Source organism: Paenibacillus sp. FSL H3-0333, assembly GCF_038002805.1.
GTDB classification, from domain to species: Bacteria; Bacillota; Bacilli; order Paenibacillales; family Paenibacillaceae; genus Paenibacillus_AQ; species Paenibacillus_AQ silagei.
This window is the reverse complement of the sequence record NZ_JBBODG010000001.1, coordinates 1,795,275-1,814,178: the sequence shown is the minus strand read 5'-3', so window position 1 is coordinate 1,814,178 and position 18,904 is coordinate 1,795,275. Positions and strand designations below refer to the sequence as shown.

Genomic DNA, 18,904 nt, shown 5'->3' with positions numbered 1-18,904 from the left:
ATCTTAAGCTCGCTTGGATATGCGTCCGGCCGAGGTTCCGGCCTCTGTCAGGATGTACTTCCGGATCACTTCCGCGATTCCGTCCTCGTTGTTCGAAGCTACAACCGCATCCGCTTCCTGCTTAACAGTTTCCTGAGCGTTACCCATGGCCACTCCGAAGCCGGACTGCTGGATAGCCGCCAGATCGTTGAGGCTGTCGCCAACGGCAACAACCTGGGACATGTTAATGCCGAGCAGCTTGCAGACCTCAAGTATGCCTGAAGCTTTGTTGACGCCCAGCGGATTAATCTCCAGGTTGAACGGCGAGGAGTTGGTGATCTCCAGCCCGCCCAGCTCCTGCAGGCGCATCAGCAGCTTATGACGGATATCGTTATCCTCGGTGGAATAGCCGAATTTCAGCCATTCCCTGCTGTCAATCCCCCCGTCCCAGCTATCCCGGTTGTACACTTCATCTACGGAGTAGGCCCAGAACCAGATATCGAATTCTTCAGCGATCTTGTGCATCTCCCGGACCAGTTCAACATCCATCAGGGACCGGCGATACAGCTCATGAGGCGTACGCCAGACTTCACTTCCGTTGACCATAATCATCGGAGTGTTCAGGCCAAGCTGTTCAGCATACGGCATCGCACTGCGCGAGGAGCGTCCGGTAGACAGGCAGACATGTACGCCGGCTTCCATCGCTTTTTTGATCCATTCCACCGTAAGCGGGGTAATCTTCTGTTCGTCGTTCAGTAGGGTTCCATCCATATCCAATGCTAGCAGGCGGTATTTGGCAGTCATTTGCCACCCCTCCATTCTTGGTTGCTCTTTCGTTTGAAGGCAACCGTATATTTGGTATTACGCAGATCCATCTCCTACTCAATTATAATATCATCAGTTTGTTGCAGGAGTATTATCGGAACTGTCACCGGAAGCAGCGCCGTCATTTGAGTTCGCTGTTTTCAGGCTTTTCTTAGGCACACCGTCCAGTCCGTACTCCCAGTCATAAGCATCGAAAATTTTACGCGCAACCGGAGCGGCACTGTTGGAGCCGAATCCGCCTTCCGGAATGACCACAGCCACCGCTAACTTAGGATTATTACGCGGGGCGAAGGCAATAAATACCCCGTTATCGCGCAGCTGCCCTTTTCCGAGCTGCTGCGAGGTCCCTGTCTTGCGGGCAAAATCATAAGGGAAGTCAGCGAATGCGGAGACCTTACTGTTCATGCCCTTTTTAATCTCTCTCCAATAGGACTTGTCAAAGGTCGTCACTTCATCCAGCACCTCGCGCTCAAACTTCTTGACCACCTTGCCCGATGAATCCGTAATCTTGCTGACAAGCTGCGGCTTGATCCGCACCCCTTCATTCGCAAGCGTCGAGGCATACTGGGCTAGCTGCAGCACCGTATAACGGCCCTGCTGTCCGAAGGAGGCATAGACCAGCGCGGCTTGCGCACTGCCCGCTGCCTTAGTATCTGTGTAGTTGATCTGTCCCAGGTATTCATTAGGGAGACCGCTCTGCGTAGATACGCCCAGGCCGAATTCCTTCATATACTTATCCCAAATATTGATCCCCTCGCCCTTGTACTTCTCATAGAGCTTCTTGCCGATCATATCCACCATGAACACGTTAGAGGAATCTTCAATTGCCTTAGCCGGTCGCATGGGTCCGTATACGTGCCCGGAGGAATTGCGGACTGAGGATTTATCATCCTTACCGAAATAGGCAATCCCTTTGTCTGTGTACGTATACGAAGTGCTGAAAAAGCCTTCATTCAGACCAATCAGCACCGTCAGCGGCTTTATGGTGGAACCGAGCAGTACCGTGGAACCAAATCCATGACCGGACAGGCCGGAAGAATACGGAGTGATCGTCCCGTTCTGGTAATTGCCCATGATCTTGTTCCATGTATCTGAATCCAGCTTCTCCGCTGTCCAGACATTGGTATCATAATCCGGCATACTGGCCATGGCCACAATATTGCCGGTATCGACCTCCATCGCCACGGCGTAGCCTGTCTTGGCGTCAGGATGAGTCTTACCCTGTACAGAGTTGCGGTGCAGCCAATTAATTTGTTCGGTGATGGCCTGCTCCGTCTTAAGCTGAACATTCTTGTCAATGGTCATCCAGATGTCATTACCCTTGACAGGCGGCACAACCTCTTCCACCTTCTCGGCCATGTTCTGCGGATTCACCGAGATGACCTGATAGCCGTTCTTGCCGCGCAGCTCCCGCTGATATTGCAGCTCCAGGCCGTCGAAGCCAACGAATTCATCGTCTTTATAATTCAGGCCGGGATCTGCGCCGATCTTCTTCATGGCGCTCTGAATATTCTTGTAGATGTTGAGCGTATTGGAGGATTTGAAGGGCTTGATATACCCGACCGTCTGCACGGCTACGGTATCCTTGTCGTAATGACGTACGCCTTCTTCCACGATCTCAAGGCCGGGGAATTCGCTTTTGTGCTCCATGAAATAAGCGATTTCCTTGGTGGTCAGACCGGATTTGATCTTGCGGGCCATATAGCCCGAATATTTCTTGAAATATAAATCCAGAGAATTAATCACTTCATTAACGGTCAGCTTCTCGCCGTTCGGGTCGCCATATTCGTCAAATTTCGCAACCAGATTATTTGCCAGCGCATACGCATTGGCTCTTGCCTCCGGCTTCAGCGAGCTGATCCCCGTCTCCTTGTCCACCGCCTTGGCTGTATATTCCTTCGTAAGCGTAACATACAGCGTTTGAACGGAGGTAGAGTAGGCAATTTGCTCGCCTGCGGCTGCGCGGATGCCTCCACGGATGGAGGCGAGCGGGACACTTTTGGTATCCCGGCTGGTCTCCACCTCGGTAAGCGTCGGTCCCTCAACGAATTGAATAACTGCGAGACGAATAATAATCACACAAAAAATGACAAACGTGCTGAAGAAAAACACGTTAAGCCGCAGGCCAAGCGAGCTCTTGCTGTCCTTCTCTTCCGGGGGGGAGGCCTGCTTTCGGAAAACACCCACAGCTTTTCACTCCTCTACATCAAAATAAACCGTTTAATCCACCCTTGACTCTGGCACATTCTTCTTAGGGACTCCATCCAGTCCATACTCCTGGTCATAGGCTTCAAAGATCTGGCGGGCTACCGGTGCTGCACTGTTCGCTCCAAATCCGCCTTCCGGAATAATCACGGCCACCGCCAGTTTAGGATGCTCACGCGGAGCATAAGCAATAAATACCCCGTTGTCTCGGGTGGCCCCGAAGGCTTCCATCTCGGAGGTTCCTGTCTTGCGGGCGAAGTCATACGGGAATCCGTCAAACGCCTTAACCTTAGTATTCATCCCGCGCTTGATCTCCTTCCAGTAAGAAGGGTGAAACGTGATGCTGTCCAGGACTTCCCGTCCAAATTGCTTAACCGTCTTGCCTTCGGGATCTGTAATCTTACTGACGAGCTGGGGCTTAATCCGCACGCCTTCATTCGCAAGTGTTGCCGTATACTGGGCAAGCTGCAGTGCGGTGTATTTCCCCTTCTGGCCGAAGGAGGCATAGACCAGCGCCGCTTGGGTAGAGCCTGCCTTCTTGGGATCAAGATAATCTGCAACCCCGGGACTTTCACCGGGAAGCCCGCTTTGCGTAGATACCCCAAGCCCGAAGGCCTTCATATATTTATCCCATATGGCAATGCCTTCTCCCGGATACTTCTTGTACAGCGCATTACCGACCCACTCTACCATAAAAGCATTCGAGGATTCCTGAATAGCCTTCGCCGGACTAAGCGGGCCCAGGACATGGCCGGAGGAATTCCTGACCGAGGAGCTGTTATCCTTACCGTAATACGCGATTCCTTTATCCATATAAGTATCGCCGGTAGTGAATAAGCCTTCTTCCAGACCAATCAGGACACTTAAGGGCTTAATCGTGGAACCCAGGTAGATCAATGACTTCAGCCCGTTGCCGGAGATACCGGAAGAAATATCGGTAATCGCCCCATTCTGATAATAGTCCTCAATTTTGGCCCACACTTCTGTCGGCAGCCTCTCGGCGTTCCAGACATTCGTATCATAGTCCGGCATATTCGCCATTGCCACTACATTGCCTGTATCGACTTCCATCGCAACGGCATAGCCGGTGAGCGCATCCTTATGAAGCTTTCCCTGTACAGGGTTACGGTGCAGCCAGTTGAGCTGATCCATAATCGCCTGTTCTGTTCTCATCTGCACCTGCTTGTTAATCGTCATCCAGATATCGTTGCCCTTGACGGGCGGGACCAACGCGATAACCTCTTCGGCCATATTCTGGGCATTGACAGAGATCGTCTGATACCCGTTCTTCCCTCTAAGCTCGCGCTGGTATTGCTGTTCAAGACCATAGATGCCGACGAACTCATCTTCCCTGTAGCTAAGCCCCGGATCTGCACCCGTTTGTTTCATGGCGCTGCGGATATTTTTGTATAAATTATATCCTGTTTCTGTAGAACGGAATTGCTTCATATAGCCCACCGTTTGGACGGCCACCGTGTCCTTGTCATAATGGCGGATACTCTCCTCCACAACAGACACCCCGGGATAACGCTGCCTGTTCTCCATCAGATGGGCGACTTCCTTCATCGTAAGACCGGTCTTGATCTTGCGCGGGACATACCCCAGTGACTTCTTATATTCAAGATCAAGCAGCAGCAGGATATCCTCCTTAAGCAGCTTCTTCGCAGAAGGGTCACCATACTGTTCAAAAACGGATGTCAGTCCCGCCACCAGCGCCTTCGTATTTGCCTTGGCTTCAGCGGTGGGTTCATATAAGCCGGTGTTCTTATTCTTGACCTTCGCGGTGTATTCCTTGGTTAACGTAACGAATAAGGACTGAATCGGTGTGGAATGGGCAATGTCTTCCCCGCCCGCCGCGTGAATAGTCCCCCGGATCGCCGCAAGCGGAACATCCTTGGTCTCCCGGCTGGCCTCCACCTCGCTAAGCTCGGGACTCTCTACAAACTGCAGTCCCGCAAGCCGGATCATAATGATCACAAAAATTAAAAAAGTGCCGAAAAAAAACAGATTTATGCGTAAGCTCTGGTAGTTGCGGGTCTCTCCATTGCCCGGGCCGGAGCCCGGCTTACCGAACCATCTCACAGCAAGTCCTCTCCTTGTATGGTTTGCAGTGCTGCTTATCCGTCAGATCAAGGGCAAGAGCTAACGGTACCGTCCTTTGAAAGGACGACACAGCCGTTACCACTTGCCCGCTGTTATTGTACCATAGATACAAGAGCGTCCGCTTCCTCCTCAGAGGATGTTCTCCTTGATATGCGTGGAGTCGAAATCCCCCGGATTGAACCAGTTGCCGCTGCTGGCCCAGGTGGAATCGAGCGGAATCCAGGCTGCGCTGCTGCTGATATAGACCTCATTCCAGGCATGCGGGCCATAACCGCCTTGACCGTCATAGCCTTTGCCGGTGACGACCCGAACCTGAAGACCTTGCGAGCGGGCCATCATGGCATAGAGCCGCGCGTAATCTATGCATACCCCAAGCCGCGTATCCATCGTATCCTGCGGGGTCTGCTCGTGCCAGATCCGACTCTCTTCATAATTCTTCGCCTTGTTATAGTCATAGGCAATACGCGAGCCTACCCAGTCATAGAGTAGCCTGGCCTTCTCTTCATCGCCGCTTGCTTGTCCGGCGATTTCTGCGGCTGCACCGGCAATATCCGCCGAAATATCATGGTCAATCACCTCATATTTACGACGGAGAATGTCACTCATCTCGGCGGCTACCGCCTTGGTCAGCACCGGGAGCTTGCCTCTGACCTGTTCACCGGCCAGCGGCTCAAATACCGCTTCCGCGCTCTGGCTGTAGACCGGTGATGATTGCACATAGCGGCTGAAGCCGCTGTCCGGGTTCAGGGCGACACTGATGAACAGGACAAAGACCAGCACCATGGCCCGGGTAAGCCCTGCGGCGGTGCCAAGCACTGCCCCGACCAGCCGGCTGGCGCCTGTGATCCGCCCCGAACCCCTCCCGGACTGGCGCGGCAGGCGGAACGGCAGCAGCAGGAACAGCAGACCCAGCAGCAGACGAATCAAGGTATAGCACAGCAAGAGCAGCAGCAGAAACCGCACTACCGGTGAATTCGCCAGTACAGAGGCACCGGTATAATATAGCTGCTGCCATTGGCTTAGCTTGTCCTCCGGCGGAGTAATGCCGGAAGCCCAGTTCCCGGCAGCAGGCGAGAGGTATACGGCTGCGGGAATCGCCATCACCAGCGAAGCTGCCGCAAGCACTCCTGACCCGAGCATGCCGAACAGCCCTCCGGCTGCTCTGCGGAAGCCCCGGCCCCAGCCCTGCAGTGCGGAGAAGAGAACTACAAGCAGCAGAACAATGGAGATGATATTGGCTTCACGAAGACTTTCTATCCAGCTATTCAATGAATCACTCCTCCTTCTGCTGCTGCAGGTAACCCTGAGCCCGCTGCACTATTACTTGCCCGCCTGCTTCCGGGCTTCGTCGATGAAGGTCTTGGTTGTATCCGTAACGCTCCACTTCCCGAGGCTGACTCCGCGGAAGACCACTTCCACCTTGTCCTCTGCAGCGGAGCCCTTCACCTCCAGATTAGGAGTAGTGATGGTGAAGGTACCGTCACCGCCAGAGGTATAGACCGCCTCCTGCGCTTCTTTGAGCATAACCTCCTGCGCCTCATTCTTCAGCGTGCTGACCGTCCCGTCCGCCACTTTGTTAACGGCATTACCGATCTGATCCATGGTTACCCCGCTATAAATGAACAACCCTACCACAATAACGACGACGATAGCCCACTTCAGCATAGTCTTAACGATGTTAACGACTGCGAACAGCAGAACAAGCGCAATAACGATAACAAGCCAATTCTCTCTGATAAACTGTGACCACACTTCCGGATTCATCAATTTCACAACACCCCAATCGCAAATTTCGCCACTCCGGGACGCTGTCCCGTCAGACATTTCATTAATATTAATTATTATACATGAATGACCCTTATAATTCATGGTTGCCGGAATGCAGAACTGCATACAGGGGCTGGCCAAGAAAATGGTATAAGCCCCCGCTGCCGCACGTAAAGTACAAGTAGGCTGTTCCCTCTGCTGGAATCCGTTCCGTCATCAGCGGCTGGCCGCTAATCTGGAGGTGTTATCCGTGAAAACTGCAATGTGGCTGTACCTCTTCATGTTCCTGGCGTTCTTCGATTTACATGCCCAGTACCCTATCCTGACACCCTTTGCCATGTCCCTGGGAGCGGGCCCGGCCTTCATCGGCTGGATGATGGGGATGTATTCCCTGACCCACCTCCCGGGCAATCTGCTGGCCGGTGTACTTGTAGACCGCAACGGCAGCCGCCGCTATATCGTATTCGCCCTTACCGTAGCGGGGCTGATCCTGCTTCTGCAGGCGCATGCCCAGCTGCCCTGGCATCTGCTCCTGCTGCGGGCAGCGAGCGGGTTCGCCCTGGCGTTCCTCTCCCCTGCCTGTATGACCCTCTTGGCCTCGCTCTCGTCTGACCCTGCGACCCAGGGTAAATACATGTCAGGCAACGGAATTATTCACACGCTGGCTTCGGTCGTCTCCCCTGCCGCCGGAGCCTTCATCGTCGCCAAAGCCGGTTACTCCGGCACGTTCAGTACATTGGGTTGGCTACTGATCTTCACCGGTGTGATGGCCTTCTTCAGCGTGCCGAAGCATAATCCGGCCCTGGCCCTGCATAAGCCTGCACTCCCGGTGAAGGAGAATCTGCCGCCTGGGGCGGCCGCTGCTGACCGGCCCGCTGTCTCCAGGCGTTATTATCTGCTGCCCTTCTTCGTATCCTGCTCCCAGGGCGTGCTCTTCTTCGAGCTTCCCCTGTCACAGGGACAGGACGGAATGGTCTCCACCGGAATTCTGCTCTCCCTGCTCAGCCTTGGGGCGCTGGCGACCCTCTGCCTGTTCTTCCTGAACCGCATCTCGCCAGGCATCCGCATTGCCGCTGCTTTATTGGGAATGGCTCTCTGCTTCTTCACCCTGGCTGCCTTCCGCAGCATCCCGGCGGGAGTGGTTCTCTTCCTGCTCGGCTCTGCCAAAGGCGTGCTGTTCCCCGCTATGGCCTCCCTCTTCATCAGCCTGGGCGGCGCAGGACGGCTGGGCCGGACCTTCTCGCTGCAATCCATTGCCATGTCCCTCGGGGCCTTTGCCGGACCCGTCGCTGCCGGACAGCTAAGGGAGTACGTGTCCCCGTACTTCATCGCCTTCGTCCTTCTGATGACAGCTCTTATGCTGCTGCCTCCGGGCAGATCCGGCCGTCTCTCTTCCTACGCTCCCGGCTGGAACAGCCCTGCCGCCTGAATGCGACATTTCCCGGGGAATGAATACATATTGTTCCGCCCGGCTGTTAAAAATAGCGCAGCTTAGGTACAATATCGTCATAACAACTAAGATCCGGGGGCTGATTGCATATGTCCATCACCATTATTGTCGAAGGCAAGAACGACCGCAGCAGACTGAGGCGGCTGCTTGAACCAGAGGTCGACATTCTGTGCACCTTCGGTACGCTGAATACCCTGAAGCTGGAATCCCTGCGGAATACCATCCGGGACGGGGAAGTCTACTTGTACATGGACAATGACAGCTCAGGCAAAAAAATCCGCGCAGTGCTGCGCGACGCCTTTCCCGATGCCGTTCATATGTATACCCGCAAGGGCTATGCAGGCGTGGAAGGAACTCCGGATGAATATAACATCACCCAGCTGGAGAAGGCAGGGCTTGAAGACTACATTATCTACCCCCAGCCGTATCCTCAGGGAATAGAAGGATAATTCACCGTATGAAGCATATATATTCTTAACCATTCATCACAAAACGAGGGTGCCTTGTGCAGCAGCTCCACTGCTCCACGGACACCCTCGTTTATTTCATGCCTATGCTATTCACGGGCCAGCTTCTTCACCGTTCTCGCCAGGAACTCCGGCGTTACATTCTCCGTATCCCCGGCATCATACAATCCCCGGAGCTGGTTGTTCTTATCCACCAGACCAATGAGGTTCGCATGGGCGAAATCATCCTTGCTCGTGCCGTAGATCAACACCTTGAAGGATTCCGCTGCGAGCTTACGTACCTGCTCCTGATCCCCGCGCAGGAAGTACCACCCGCTGTAATCGGCATGGAACTTGTCGGCGAAGGCCTTGATCGCTTCCCGGGTATCATTCTTCGGATCGAAAGATATCGAGACGAATTCAACGTCCTTGCCGAAGCTGCCATCCTTAACCAGGATATCCTGCGTCTCTGACAGCATATAGGTGGTAATCGGACACACATCGGGACAGACGGTGAAGAAGAAATAGACCAGCCTTGCCTTGCCGGCCGTATCCGCCAGACTGATCTGCTTCCCGTCCACATTCTCCAGGGAGAAGTCCTGTACCTGACCGATGACCGGCAGCTTCTCACCTCCGAAATCAAATGATTTGACTGCCAGATAGACCGCCATAATCACTGCAAGCAGCAGCAACAGCCAGGTCCATTTGTAACGTTTCAAGGTCTGCACAGGACACCTTCCCCCTCTATCCTAAGAATGCTTACACATGAATGGTATTGAGCACGAGGGCAATCAGACTTAACGTCAGATAATTAATAGAGAAGAGGAAGCTTTTCTTCGCCCAGACCTCATCATCCTTTGCCTTGAATCCGATGAGGGTTAAGTAGAGCCAGCCAACCGACAAGGCCAGTGATACAATCAGATAATAAATACCTGCATAATCATAGGCATACATCAGCACCGGCACCGGCAGCAGCAGCGCCACATAAGGAATCATCTGGAATTTGGTGCGGCGCGTCCCCTTCACAACCGGAAGGAGCGGGAATCCTGCAGCCCGGTATTCCTCCTTGCGGCGGATGCCAAGCGCCCAGAAATGGGGCGGCTGCCACAGAAAGAGCATTGCGAACAGCAGCCAGGCGCCGAGATCCACTGTTCCTGTAACAGCCACATAGCCGATGACAGGAGGCATGGCCCCCGAGATCGCACCTACCGAGGTGCTCCAGGTAGAGGTTCTTTTGAGCCAAAGGGTGTACACTACAACATATACGAACATGCCGACTATGCCGAACAATCCGGCCAGCACGCCGCAGAATGCGAACAGTACGGCCAGCCCGGCAATGCCGAGTCCAATGCCATAGATAAGTACCGTTGTCGGCTTCAGCCTGCCTGTAGGCAGCCCGCGTTCCCGGGTCCGTTCCATCTTCATATCCAAATCGCGGTCAAAATAATTATTGAAGACACAGGCTGAAGCCATGACCAGCATGGTGCCGAGCAAAGTCAGAATCAGACGGCCATACTGTACATCCCAGCCTGATGCCACCCAGTAGCCTGCGAAGGCCGCAATCAGATTGGAGCGGATAATGCCGGGCTTCGTAACGGTAATAAAGTCGCGCCAGCTTGCACCTTCCGGTGGAGACTTGGCAGACATTGATGCGGAATCAGAAGAAGCTTGATATCTCAATTGATTGTCCACGTATCGGGTTCCTCCTTCTAGGGAACTTCTTACACTCCGCTATTAACTTTATCATAGCAAACTGGGAAAGACTTTGACAATCATTGACCAAGATGTTCATTAATTCGACAATTACGTGACGATATTTATTTCCCCGTCCTTAAATAACTTAGCCCAATAATGGGTAGTTATTAATAGAGAACTTCCGTACAAAGGAGATCTGACTAATGGATACTGCCACACATTTTGTTATGGGACTTGGACTTGCAGGTCTGTCCTTCGTCGATCCGCTCGTCGCTTCGAATGGAACGCTTGCCGGAGCGGTGATGGTAGCTACTGTACTGGCTTCTCAGGCACCGGATGCCGATACCGCCCTGCGTCTGAAGGATAACGCGGTATACATCCGCAATCACAGGGGGATCACCCATTCCCTGCCCTTCTTACTGCTGTGGCCGGCATTGATCACCGTGGTCATCGGGCCGTTGTTCGGCTTCACGGACCTGAGCACCTTAAGCCATATCGCACTCTGGAGCTTCATCGGCGTTGCCGTCCATGTATTCTCCGATCTGTTCAACACCTACGGGACTCAGGCCGCACGCCCGTTCACCGAGAAATGGATCGCCTGGAACATCATCCATATTTTCGATCCGTTTATCTTCGGCAGCCATGCAGCGGCGATTATTCTCTGGACCAGCGGACTGGTGCCGCCCGCTCCCCTGTTCATCACCTTGTATGCCTGCATCGTCTTGTACTACATCTGGCGGACCCTCGTTCATGCCCGCATTACCCGTAACATCAAGAACAAGGATGTTCACCATAATGCAGGCGACCGTTACTATGTGATCCCAACCATTTCGCCAACGCGGTGGAATCTGGTCAAAGCCAAGCCGGACGGCAGCTACAATGTGGGGCAGCTGAACAGCGGACGGCTGGAATGGTTCAAGCATGCGGTGTGCTCCACTCACCCCGCTGTCGAGCGTTCCAAATCCCATCCGGATATTCAGGCCTTCCTGTACTTCACCTCGTACGCTGTCGCGGAGGTGGAGGAGCTGCCCTCTGGTTATATTGTACGCTGGGGAGATGTCCGTTATTTACACCGTAAGCAATTCCCGTTCGTGGCTGTGCTGGTCATGGACCATGAGTATAAAGCGCTGAATACTTATGTCGGCTGGCTGAGCAGCGAGAAGCTGGATGAGCGCTTCGCCGTTGATCCGGGAACCGTCAAGCTGTAGTATGATTTGCAAACGATAATCACCATGGAGAGGGTTGCCCCGGAAGCCAGGAAGGAAATGGCTGCCTTGGGCAACCCTCTTGACGTCCGGGACCGCATAAGGCACAATCAACAACAAAAGCGCTTACAGGTCAAAGCCTATATACGCTCACTTTACGTAAAATCCCGGCATGCTGCGAGGCACACCGGGATTCACTTGTACACTATTTGAAGCAGAAAGGAAGGCTGGAACATATGGGTAAAGGTCTGTCACTGTGGTTCGCCTGCTCTTCAATTCTACTCCTCACAGCAGCTTCCATCTCGATCAGCTATAACATTTGGCTGGCGCTGCTGCTCGGCGCGCTGTGCGTGCTTAACATCGGCTGGGGCTTCATCGTCAAGGCCAGGCTGAGACGCAAGGCGGAGAGCAACCAGCCTACCCCTTAACTTAACGGGTAGGCAGGAAGCCCATCCGTTCCTTCACGCCCTCCAGGGTACGGGCGGCACTTATACGTGCACTTTCAGCACCCTGAGCCAGAATATCGCTGAGCATCCCTGAGCTGCGGATGTCCTGGTATCTTTGCTGGATTGGCTCCAGCAGCGCTACGACCACTTCAGCCAGCTCTTTTTTGAAGCCGCCGTACATTTGGCCTTCATATTTGTCGGCAATCTGCTGCAGGCTCATTCCCGAGCACTCTGCATAGATGCTCATCAGATTGCTGATCTCCGGCTTAGCCGCCGGGTCGAAAATAACCTCACGGCCGGAATCCGTTGTGGCCCGGCTAATCTTTTTGCGGATTACATCAGGCGGGTCCAGGAGTCCGATTCTGCTGCCGGGGTTGGGATCGCTTTTGCTCATCTTCTTGGTGCCGTCATCCAGGGACATGATCCGCGCCCCGACCTCCGGAATGTAAGGCTCAGGGACGGTGAAGAAGTCACCGAACCGGTGATTGAAGCGTCCCGCCAGGTCACGTGTCAGCTCCAGATGCTGCTTCTGGTCTTCGCCTACCGGTACCAGATCCGCATTGTAGACCAGAATGTCGGCGGCCATCAGCGACGGATAGACGAACAGACCTGCGCCTACGGATTCTTTGCCGGCCGACTTATCCTTGAACTGTGTCATCCGTTCCAGCTCACCCATGGCAGTGAGCGTAGTCAGAATCCAGCCCAGCTCGGCATGCTGCGGCACATGGGACTGCATGTAGACATGCGCGATCGATGAATCAATGCCTGCTGCCAGATACAGCGCGGCTACCGATTCCGAATTCTCGCGCAGGGCTGCGGGGTCCTGGGCTACCGTAATGGCATGCAGATCGACCACCATGAAGTAACATTCGTATTCCTTTTGAAGCTTGACGAAATTCTTGATTGCCCCGATATAATTACCGAGTGTGAGTGAACCGCTGGGCTGTATGCCCGACAATACTTTTTTAGCCATCCTCTTATCCTCCATCATCATTATAATTGTCCGCTGGCGCAAGGAACGCAAAAAGGCCCCACATCCGCAAGGGACGTGAGACCGTGGTACCACCCTTATTCGCTGCCTGGAGTCCCCGGAGGGATCTATGCAAACAGCCTTGGCTTCCGTTAACGGGGAAGAGACGGCCGGTCTACTTAGGGCTTCTGTAGCCTGTTCGAGCGCGGCGCTCAAGGGTCCATTCAGTCAGAGGTGCACCACCGGTTCACATCAGCCACCGGCTTTCTGGAGGTACAGTCCATGCTTACTTGTCCCTGTCATCGCGTTACCTGTGTTAATTGATGCCTCCATCATAGATCGGCCCGGAGAAGTTGTCAAATCCCTAACCTCCGCCGGATAAATCTGGTATGATAAAGGTATTCGTGTGTATGTAATCTGATTACAGCTTATCAAAGGAGCATATCTCTTATGAAACAGGTGACCAAAGGGCAATGGAACGGTTATGATACGTATATTTTGCATAGCCGGGAACTGGAAGTCACGCTTCTGCCCAGGCTGGGTAATAACGTAATTTCATTATGGGACCGCACCATGGAGCGGCAGATCCTCCGTCAGCCTGAAGAAAGCGACTTGGCATCGTATATGCAGAAGCCTTATCACTTCGGCCTCCCGCTTCTTGTGCCGCCTGGCCGCATACGCGGCGGAAGCTTCCTGTTCGACGGCACAAGCTACCAGTTCGACCGGAATGCGGGAGAACATCATATTCACGGGCTGCACCGCGCCCAGGCTTGGTGTGTCAGTGATATTGAGGAGGACGAGTTCGGCTGTGCGGTCACCACTGAGTTCATAACCACAGATGATCCGGAGTGGATCAGACAATTCCCTGAGCCGCTGAAGCTTGAAATGACCTTCCGGCTTCAGGATGACCGGCTGCAGCAGACGCTCAAGGTCACTCATCTCGGCAGCAAGCATGTTCCTTTTGGCGCAGGCTACCATACCTGGTTCATGCTTGACGGAACCCCGTCCCGCTGGAATGTTACCCTTCCTGCCGGAGCCGTCTGCGAGCTGAGTGAGGATCTCCTGCCTACCGGACAGCTATTGCCGCTCGGAGAGCTTACGAGCCTGCACACCCGGCTGAATCTTCAAGGTGCGGACCTGGATACCGTCCTGCGTATAGCAGAGGGCCAGCCTGCCGAGGCCGTGCTGATGCGCGATGATGGATACGGGCTGCGTTACTCAGCCGATACTGACTTCTTCCGCCACTGGATTCTCTATACCAAAGGCGAGGCTGACCAGTTCCTGTGCATTGAACCGCTCACCTGGCTCCCGGATGCGCCTAATCTCCAGCAGGACGCCTCCGCTACCGGGCTGATCACGCTTGAACCCGGACAGACGCTGGTGCTGGGGGGCACCCTGCAGATGATCTACCCGGAACAATAAATTTCATAATAATTACCATCCTATAAAACTTCAACATCCGTGCATGAATTCTCCCTCCCGCGCTCATACTATCTTCACAACGGGCGAAGGAGGTGAGCACACATGGGTCAAGCAGGTCAACAAAGTCGTGGTAGCCGTTCTAACAACCTGGTCGTTCCTCAAGCGAATGCAGCGCTGCAGCAGTTGAAATATGAAGCAGCACAAGAGCTTGGAGTAACTATCCCGGCTGACGGTTATTATGGGAACTATACTTCCCGCGAAACAGGTTCTTTGGGAGGATATATCACCAAACGTCTGGTGCAACTGGCAGAGCAACAACTGTCCGGTCGTTCGTAATCGCTACCTTATCTTTACAAACCGTCTAAGCCGTGAGGCATAGACCGAGCAGCTTCACAGCCCTCCCGCGCTTCTCGTCGAATCGCAGGGGGGCTTTTCTATATGTATATAGAATCAGCCGAAGGATTGATCCGAGACATCGCCGTGGCTGCTGCGCGGATAGCGGATCATCAGATTCGCCATATTGTAATTGGACTCCAGCGTGGCATCCACCACTACCATCCCCTGGCGTACAGCAAATTCATAGCTGATCTCTCCATGTGTCCACCGTTTCTTATATTTCAGGCTCTCCAGCGCCATGACGCGGAATGAGGATTGCTGGCCTGAAGTCAGCCCCTCCTGCCCGGCTGCGAAGCTTCCGCTGCGTCCGGCGAGCGGATTGTGGCGGACCCCGAACTTGCCGATGATATTATTCCTGATCTGTACAAATACGGTCCCTGAATTCAGTCCTGACAATTCCTCCTGCAGCTCATGAAATACCAGATCCATCTGTCTTGCAAGCGATAATTGTTCCGTCCTCACATGCATTTCCTCCTAAAAGTCTTGTGGGTGATGCAGCCTCATGGCTCTGCCTCACACAACACTTGCTTCGTAAGCAGTTGTTTGAATTTTGTGGGTCTAGCAGCGCTTATATAAGGCTTTAGGCTCATTATAGGATACTAATTAAACACGCACAACATTATTCAACATAATTGGGTTATAATCCCTATAAATGCGCAAATTATTTAGTATTAATAGCAATATACAAACTTTTGTCGCCATTTATCGACAAATAAACAGCATAAAAAGACCCCTAAACCGGGGTCTTTGCACATTCACACCATATTCAACCGCTATCATTTTACTGTAAAAAAACAATTCGTCTCATTTTCGACAAATTCTTAGCCGCGTTGTTCCGTCATTTCCAGGAATTCATTAATATCGGCAACGATTAAATCTGCAGCCCCCTGCCAGAAATCCGGCTTGGACAGATCAACGCCCAGATGCTTCGACACCAGATCCTCCAGCTTCATCACTCCGGTATCCTGCAGCAGGCTGTCATATTTACCGGCAAAGGAAGCCCCTTCCTCAAGCGCGAGCCGGTATAGACCGGTGCTGAACATATACCCTACCGTATACGGGAAGTTGTAGAACGGCACATCTGTGATATAGAAATGAAGCTTGGACGCCCAGAAATGAGGATGATATTCGGAAAGAACCCCGCAGAAGGCTTCCTTCTGGGCTTCCTCCATCAGCGCGGACAATTCCTCACTGCTTACCAGACCTGCCTTGCGCTTCTCATAGAAGCGGGTCTCGAACAGGAAGCGGGCATGGATATTCATGAAGAACGCCACACTGTTCTGGATCTTCGCTTCAAGCAGCGCCAGCTTCTCCTCACTGTCCGTCGCAGATTTCACCTGCGCATCCGACACAATGACCTCCGCGAAGGTGGAAGCCGTCTCCGCCACGTTCATCGCATAGTTCTGGTTGAACAGCGGCTGGTCCTCCAGCAGGAAGGAATGATAGGCATGGCCCAGCTCATGCGCAAGTGTGGATACATTGGACGGCGTACCGCTGTAGGTCATGAAGATGCGGGATTCCTTGCTCTCCGGGAAGGAGACGCAGAAGCCCCCCGGACGCTTCGCGGCCCGGTCTTCGACCTCGATCCAATCCTTGTCGAAGGCGCGTTCGGCGAAATCCGCCAGCTTCGGACTGAATTTGCGGAACTGGGTCACGATGTCGGCGGCTGCCTGTTCATAGGGAATTTTGCCGGAGGACTTGCCGACTGGCGCATCCACATCGACCCAGGCGAGTGACTCCAGACCCAGAATCTCCGCCTTGCGCTTCAGATAAGATACCAGGGCAGGCTTACTCTTCGTGATTACACCCCACATGACATCCAGGGTCTCACGGGACATACGGTTGATGCCCAGCGGCTCCTTCAGCACATCCTCCCAGCCGCGGCCCTTGTACAGCTTCAGGCGGAAGCCTGCCAGATGATTCAAGGTATCTGCACAATAGTCGGCCGCCCCGCCCCAGGCTTCTTCCCATTTGCGGAACATCGTACTGCGGACCTCAGGATTCTCATCCGCCAGCTTGTTGAAGGCTTGCCCGGCAGAGAGCAGCTTCTGCTCCCCGTCTTCTTCACAAGGAATCTGGATCTGTCCGACAATCGTCTCATAATGCTCGCTCCAGCCATGATAGCCGTCAACTGCAAGCTCAAGTGCCAGGCTCTCCAGCTCCGGGCTCATCTTCTCACGGGCCAGATTCCGGCTCTCACTGAGCACGAAATTCAGCGGGGCAATCTCCGGCCGGGCCATCCACTCGGCCCATACCGCGTCAGAGGTCTGACGGAGCACGTTATCGAAGGCAGCGCTGATGCCCTCATAACCGGCGCGCAGCCCCGTTACCTTGGAGGACAGTCTCACCGCCCCTTTGTCGAGCTGATTCTGTGCTCCCAGACAACCGGCGAATTCCGAGGCCTGTGTAAGGCGTCCGGCACAGCTCTGCAGCAGCTCAATGACCGGGTCCAGCCCCTTCGTTGAAGCCGCATCAGCCGGTGCGGCAGCGGCAGCCACCTGTGTGCGCAGGCGCTCAATATCGGATTCGAGCTGGCTGAGGAAGCTCTCAAACTGCGGGGAGGCAGAGCCTCCCGGAAAAATCGATTCCAGCTCCCATGTCAGTGATAACGGTTGTTTCATGTATACTCACCATTCCTTCGTTATAGAGTAGTTTTCTTTGTATTTGCGGTACAGCCATGGTAAAGTGAATCATGATACTCCACTAATTGTAAGGAGGGCATCCTGATGAAGCCACTGCAAATATCGCCGGAGACGGCCATCACCTTATCGAAACAACTCGGCGTTCCGCTGGAACACCTGATGCATATGCCCCAACATATCCTGCTGCAAAAGATCGCTGAATTATCCAAGAAGGCCGCTAGCGAGACCCCCGAAGGCAGCGTGCCTGCTCCCTCTGACGAGAAGGACAAGCAATGATCCCCTTCAGCCATACCTGGCCTTATGACATTATTCTTGGCGACATGTACGTGCAATACTGCCCCTTCTGCGACCATGAGAATGTTCTTCTGCCGATGAAGCCGCGGGAGCTGCAGCACGTGCGTGACGGCAAAAAAAAGCTGCTGGTCTTTCCCTGCTGCAGTGCAAGTCCCACCGTCATTGATAATGACAATGACTACTTGTTGTTTGACCGGGCGGTCCGCTAAACGCGGTTGTCCGGCAGTTGGCCCCGCTTAAGCGGGCAGAGGCGTAGAAGAGGCATCCCTTCTACGCCTTTTTGCGTTCCGGTATACCGGATAGACACTCTAACACCCTCACTCCGCCTTCTATGTACCTGCGGGAAGCCCGTCCGGATCAACGTCCAGCCCGCGCATCTGCTCACGCAGAATGGCCCATTGCTCGCGCGAAGCCCGGATCATGGCCGCGTCCGTAATCCGCTGGTCATTAATGACCCTTGAGAACCACCGCACAGCAGCGGCGAACTCCCCGATCCGGCGGTTCAGCTCACCAATCAGATACATCAGCCGCGCATCATTACCACCGGATGAATCATTCTCGAACACCTTCACATACTCATCCAGCGAATAGGCCAGAAAACGCTGCTCCTGCACCGAATCCCCTTGATACCGGTACAGCCAGGCAATATGGTGAAGCAGGCTTGCTATAATACGTTCCTTGTCCTTAATGCTCTGCGCACAGATCAGCGCCAGCTTGTACGTCTCCAGCGCCTCCTCCCAGCTACGCTTCTCTCCGAAGTCGCGGGCTTGCCACCGTCTTCCTACTTGTGCATCGAAGGACTTGCGCTGCCAGTCGGCCAGCTTGTCTGCAGAATTCTCCGTGGAGGCAAAGCCGCACTTTGGACAGACCCGAACCACATAATAATCGGGATTCTCCGCCTTGTAATAGGAGCAGAAGTCCGCATCGCGGCGGATAGCCTTCTTAAGGCTGGGACGTACTCTTGAGGTTGAAAATTCATGTTCACAGTTACAGCAGGTAACCTTAATCGAGTAAAGCGGTATTAATTCCGGCACGGGTGCCCTCATCCTTTCACAACTA

At 53.8% G+C, this 18,904-nt stretch carries 19 protein-coding genes; 8 read left to right on the top strand and 11 right to left on the bottom strand.

Going from position 1 to position 18,904, the window contains the following annotated elements:
* Nucleotides 1–3: 3 nt before the first annotated feature.
* The 5 genes from MHH78_RS08145 to MHH78_RS08125 form a co-directional block, all read right to left on the bottom strand.
* Nucleotides 4–783, bottom strand: a complete 780-nt coding sequence (locus MHH78_RS08145; RefSeq protein ID WP_341167086.1) for a Cof-type HAD-IIB family hydrolase — start codon at nucleotides 781–783, stop codon at nucleotides 4–6.
* 93 nt (nucleotides 784–876) lie between these two features.
* A complete protein-coding gene (locus MHH78_RS08140) occupies nucleotides 877–2,991 on the bottom strand; it encodes a peptidoglycan D,D-transpeptidase FtsI family protein (RefSeq protein WP_341167085.1) in 2,115 nt (704 codons plus the stop codon).
* A 33-nt stretch (nucleotides 2,992–3,024) separates the two neighbouring features.
* Nucleotides 3,025–5,091 (bottom strand): peptidoglycan D,D-transpeptidase FtsI family protein, encoded by a 2,067-nt coding sequence (locus MHH78_RS08135; RefSeq protein WP_341167084.1) that lies wholly within the window; start codon nucleotides 5,089–5,091, stop codon nucleotides 3,025–3,027.
* A gap of 150 nt (nucleotides 5,092–5,241) precedes the next feature.
* On the bottom strand, nucleotides 5,242–6,381 hold the full coding sequence (locus MHH78_RS08130; RefSeq protein ID WP_341167083.1) for a transglutaminase domain-containing protein: 1,140 nt from the start codon (nucleotides 6,379–6,381) through the stop codon (nucleotides 5,242–5,244).
* Nucleotides 6,382–6,432: 51 nt separating this feature from the next.
* Nucleotides 6,433–6,876, bottom strand: coding sequence for a hypothetical protein (locus tag MHH78_RS08125; protein ID WP_036722049.1), 444 nt, complete (start codon nucleotides 6,874–6,876; stop codon nucleotides 6,433–6,435).
* A 253-nt stretch (nucleotides 6,877–7,129) separates the two neighbouring features.
* Between MHH78_RS08125 and MHH78_RS08120 the strand changes: the two genes are divergently transcribed.
* Together MHH78_RS08120 and MHH78_RS08115 are read left to right on the top strand one after the other, a co-directional pair.
* Nucleotides 7,130–8,308, top strand: a complete 1,179-nt coding sequence (locus MHH78_RS08120) for an MFS transporter (protein WP_341167082.1) — start codon at nucleotides 7,130–7,132, stop codon at nucleotides 8,306–8,308.
* Nucleotides 8,309–8,418: 110 nt separating this feature from the next.
* Nucleotides 8,419–8,778: a DNA primase gene (locus tag MHH78_RS08115; protein ID WP_076081579.1), complete on the top strand. Its 360-nt coding sequence runs from the start codon at nucleotides 8,419–8,421 to the stop codon at nucleotides 8,776–8,778.
* A gap of 107 nt (nucleotides 8,779–8,885) precedes the next feature.
* Here MHH78_RS08115 and MHH78_RS08110 read toward each other — a convergent pair whose 3' ends face one another.
* Together MHH78_RS08110 and cyoE are read right to left on the bottom strand one after the other, a co-directional pair.
* The gene (locus MHH78_RS08110) at nucleotides 8,886–9,503 is read right to left on the bottom strand and encodes an SCO family protein (protein ID WP_143803800.1); all 618 of its coding nucleotides are present in this window, start codon (nucleotides 9,501–9,503) and stop codon (nucleotides 8,886–8,888) included.
* Nucleotides 9,504–9,534: 31 nt separating this feature from the next.
* A complete protein-coding gene (gene cyoE / locus MHH78_RS08105) occupies nucleotides 9,535–10,467 on the bottom strand; it encodes a heme o synthase (RefSeq protein WP_076081577.1) in 933 nt (310 codons plus the stop codon).
* Nucleotides 10,468–10,673: 206 nt separating this feature from the next.
* Between cyoE and MHH78_RS08100 the strand changes: the two genes are divergently transcribed.
* Together MHH78_RS08100 and MHH78_RS08095 are read left to right on the top strand one after the other, a co-directional pair.
* Entirely contained in the window at nucleotides 10,674–11,678 is a 1,005-nt protein-coding gene (locus MHH78_RS08100; protein WP_341167081.1) for a metal-dependent hydrolase, read from the top strand.
* Between the two features lie 233 nt (nucleotides 11,679–11,911).
* Nucleotides 11,912–12,103, top strand: a complete 192-nt coding sequence (locus tag MHH78_RS08095; RefSeq protein ID WP_036701722.1) for a hypothetical protein — start codon at nucleotides 11,912–11,914, stop codon at nucleotides 12,101–12,103.
* A gap of 1 nt (nucleotide 12,104) precedes the next feature.
* Here MHH78_RS08095 and trpS read toward each other — a convergent pair whose 3' ends face one another.
* A complete protein-coding gene (gene trpS, locus MHH78_RS08090) occupies nucleotides 12,105–13,094 on the bottom strand; it encodes a tryptophan--tRNA ligase (RefSeq protein ID WP_341167080.1) in 990 nt (329 codons plus the stop codon).
* Between the two features lie 447 nt (nucleotides 13,095–13,541).
* Here trpS and MHH78_RS08085 point away from each other — a divergent pair, with 447 nt between their 5' ends.
* Both MHH78_RS08085 and MHH78_RS08080 read left to right on the top strand, forming a co-directional pair.
* Nucleotides 13,542–14,513, top strand: coding sequence for an aldose 1-epimerase (locus MHH78_RS08085; protein WP_341167079.1), 972 nt, complete (start codon nucleotides 13,542–13,544; stop codon nucleotides 14,511–14,513).
* 102 nt (nucleotides 14,514–14,615) lie between these two features.
* Nucleotides 14,616–14,849: an alpha/beta-type small acid-soluble spore protein gene (locus MHH78_RS08080; protein ID WP_036701727.1), complete on the top strand. Its 234-nt coding sequence runs from the start codon at nucleotides 14,616–14,618 to the stop codon at nucleotides 14,847–14,849.
* Between the two features lie 114 nt (nucleotides 14,850–14,963).
* On the opposite strand, the gene MHH78_RS08075 is transcribed toward MHH78_RS08080, so the two are convergent.
* On the bottom strand, nucleotides 14,964–15,377 hold the full coding sequence (locus tag MHH78_RS08075; RefSeq protein WP_036722066.1) for a hypothetical protein: 414 nt from the start codon (nucleotides 15,375–15,377) through the stop codon (nucleotides 14,964–14,966).
* Nucleotides 15,378–15,730: 353 nt separating this feature from the next.
* Entirely contained in the window at nucleotides 15,731–17,530 is a 1,800-nt protein-coding gene (locus tag MHH78_RS08070; protein ID WP_341167078.1) for a M3 family oligoendopeptidase, read from the bottom strand.
* A gap of 105 nt (nucleotides 17,531–17,635) precedes the next feature.
* Here MHH78_RS08070 and MHH78_RS08065 point away from each other — a divergent pair, with 105 nt between their 5' ends.
* Nucleotides 17,636–17,827 carry a YycC family protein gene (locus tag MHH78_RS08065; RefSeq protein WP_036722071.1) on the top strand — a complete coding sequence of 64 codons (192 nt, stop codon included), beginning with the start codon at nucleotides 17,636–17,638 and terminating at the stop codon, nucleotides 17,825–17,827.
* A complete protein-coding gene (locus MHH78_RS08060; protein WP_036722073.1) occupies nucleotides 17,824–18,054 on the top strand; it encodes a hypothetical protein in 231 nt (76 codons plus the stop codon). The genes MHH78_RS08065 and MHH78_RS08060 overlap by 4 nt, the downstream gene beginning before the upstream one ends.
* A 120-nt stretch (nucleotides 18,055–18,174) precedes the next feature.
* Here MHH78_RS08060 and MHH78_RS08055 read toward each other — a convergent pair whose 3' ends face one another.
* Entirely contained in the window at nucleotides 18,175–18,891 is a 717-nt protein-coding gene (locus tag MHH78_RS08055; protein ID WP_036722075.1) for a DUF2225 domain-containing protein, read from the bottom strand.
* Between the last annotated feature and the right edge of the window lie 13 nt (nucleotides 18,892–18,904).

What these genes read in the sequence shown, in the direction of transcription:
- MHH78_RS08115 (WP_076081579.1), top strand. Translation starts at nt 8,419, where the DNA reads ATGTCCATCACCATTATTGTCGAAGGCAAGAACGACCGCAGCAGACTG.
- MHH78_RS08070 (WP_341167078.1), bottom strand. Translation starts at nt 17,530, where the DNA reads ATGAAACAACCGTTATCACTGACATGGGAGCTGGAATCGATTTTTCCG.
- MHH78_RS08145 (WP_341167086.1), bottom strand. Translation starts at nt 783, where the DNA reads ATGACTGCCAAATACCGCCTGCTAGCATTGGATATGGATGGAACCCTA.
- trpS (WP_341167080.1), bottom strand. Translation starts at nt 13,094, where the DNA reads ATGGCTAAAAAAGTATTGTCGGGCATACAGCCCAGCGGTTCACTCACA.
- MHH78_RS08095 (WP_036701722.1), top strand. Translation starts at nt 11,912, where the DNA reads ATGGGTAAAGGTCTGTCACTGTGGTTCGCCTGCTCTTCAATTCTACTC.
- MHH78_RS08060 (WP_036722073.1), top strand. Translation starts at nt 17,824, where the DNA reads ATGATCCCCTTCAGCCATACCTGGCCTTATGACATTATTCTTGGCGAC.
- MHH78_RS08100 (WP_341167081.1), top strand. Translation starts at nt 10,674, where the DNA reads ATGGATACTGCCACACATTTTGTTATGGGACTTGGACTTGCAGGTCTG.
- MHH78_RS08075 (WP_036722066.1), bottom strand. Translation starts at nt 15,377, where the DNA reads ATGCATGTGAGGACGGAACAATTATCGCTTGCAAGACAGATGGATCTG.
- MHH78_RS08080 (WP_036701727.1), top strand. Translation starts at nt 14,616, where the DNA reads ATGGGTCAAGCAGGTCAACAAAGTCGTGGTAGCCGTTCTAACAACCTG.
- MHH78_RS08065 (WP_036722071.1), top strand. Translation starts at nt 17,636, where the DNA reads ATGAAGCCACTGCAAATATCGCCGGAGACGGCCATCACCTTATCGAAA.
- MHH78_RS08125 (WP_036722049.1), bottom strand. Translation starts at nt 6,876, where the DNA reads ATGAATCCGGAAGTGTGGTCACAGTTTATCAGAGAGAATTGGCTTGTT.
- MHH78_RS08085 (WP_341167079.1), top strand. Translation starts at nt 13,542, where the DNA reads ATGAAACAGGTGACCAAAGGGCAATGGAACGGTTATGATACGTATATT.
- MHH78_RS08055 (WP_036722075.1), bottom strand. Translation starts at nt 18,891, where the DNA reads ATGAGGGCACCCGTGCCGGAATTAATACCGCTTTACTCGATTAAGGTT.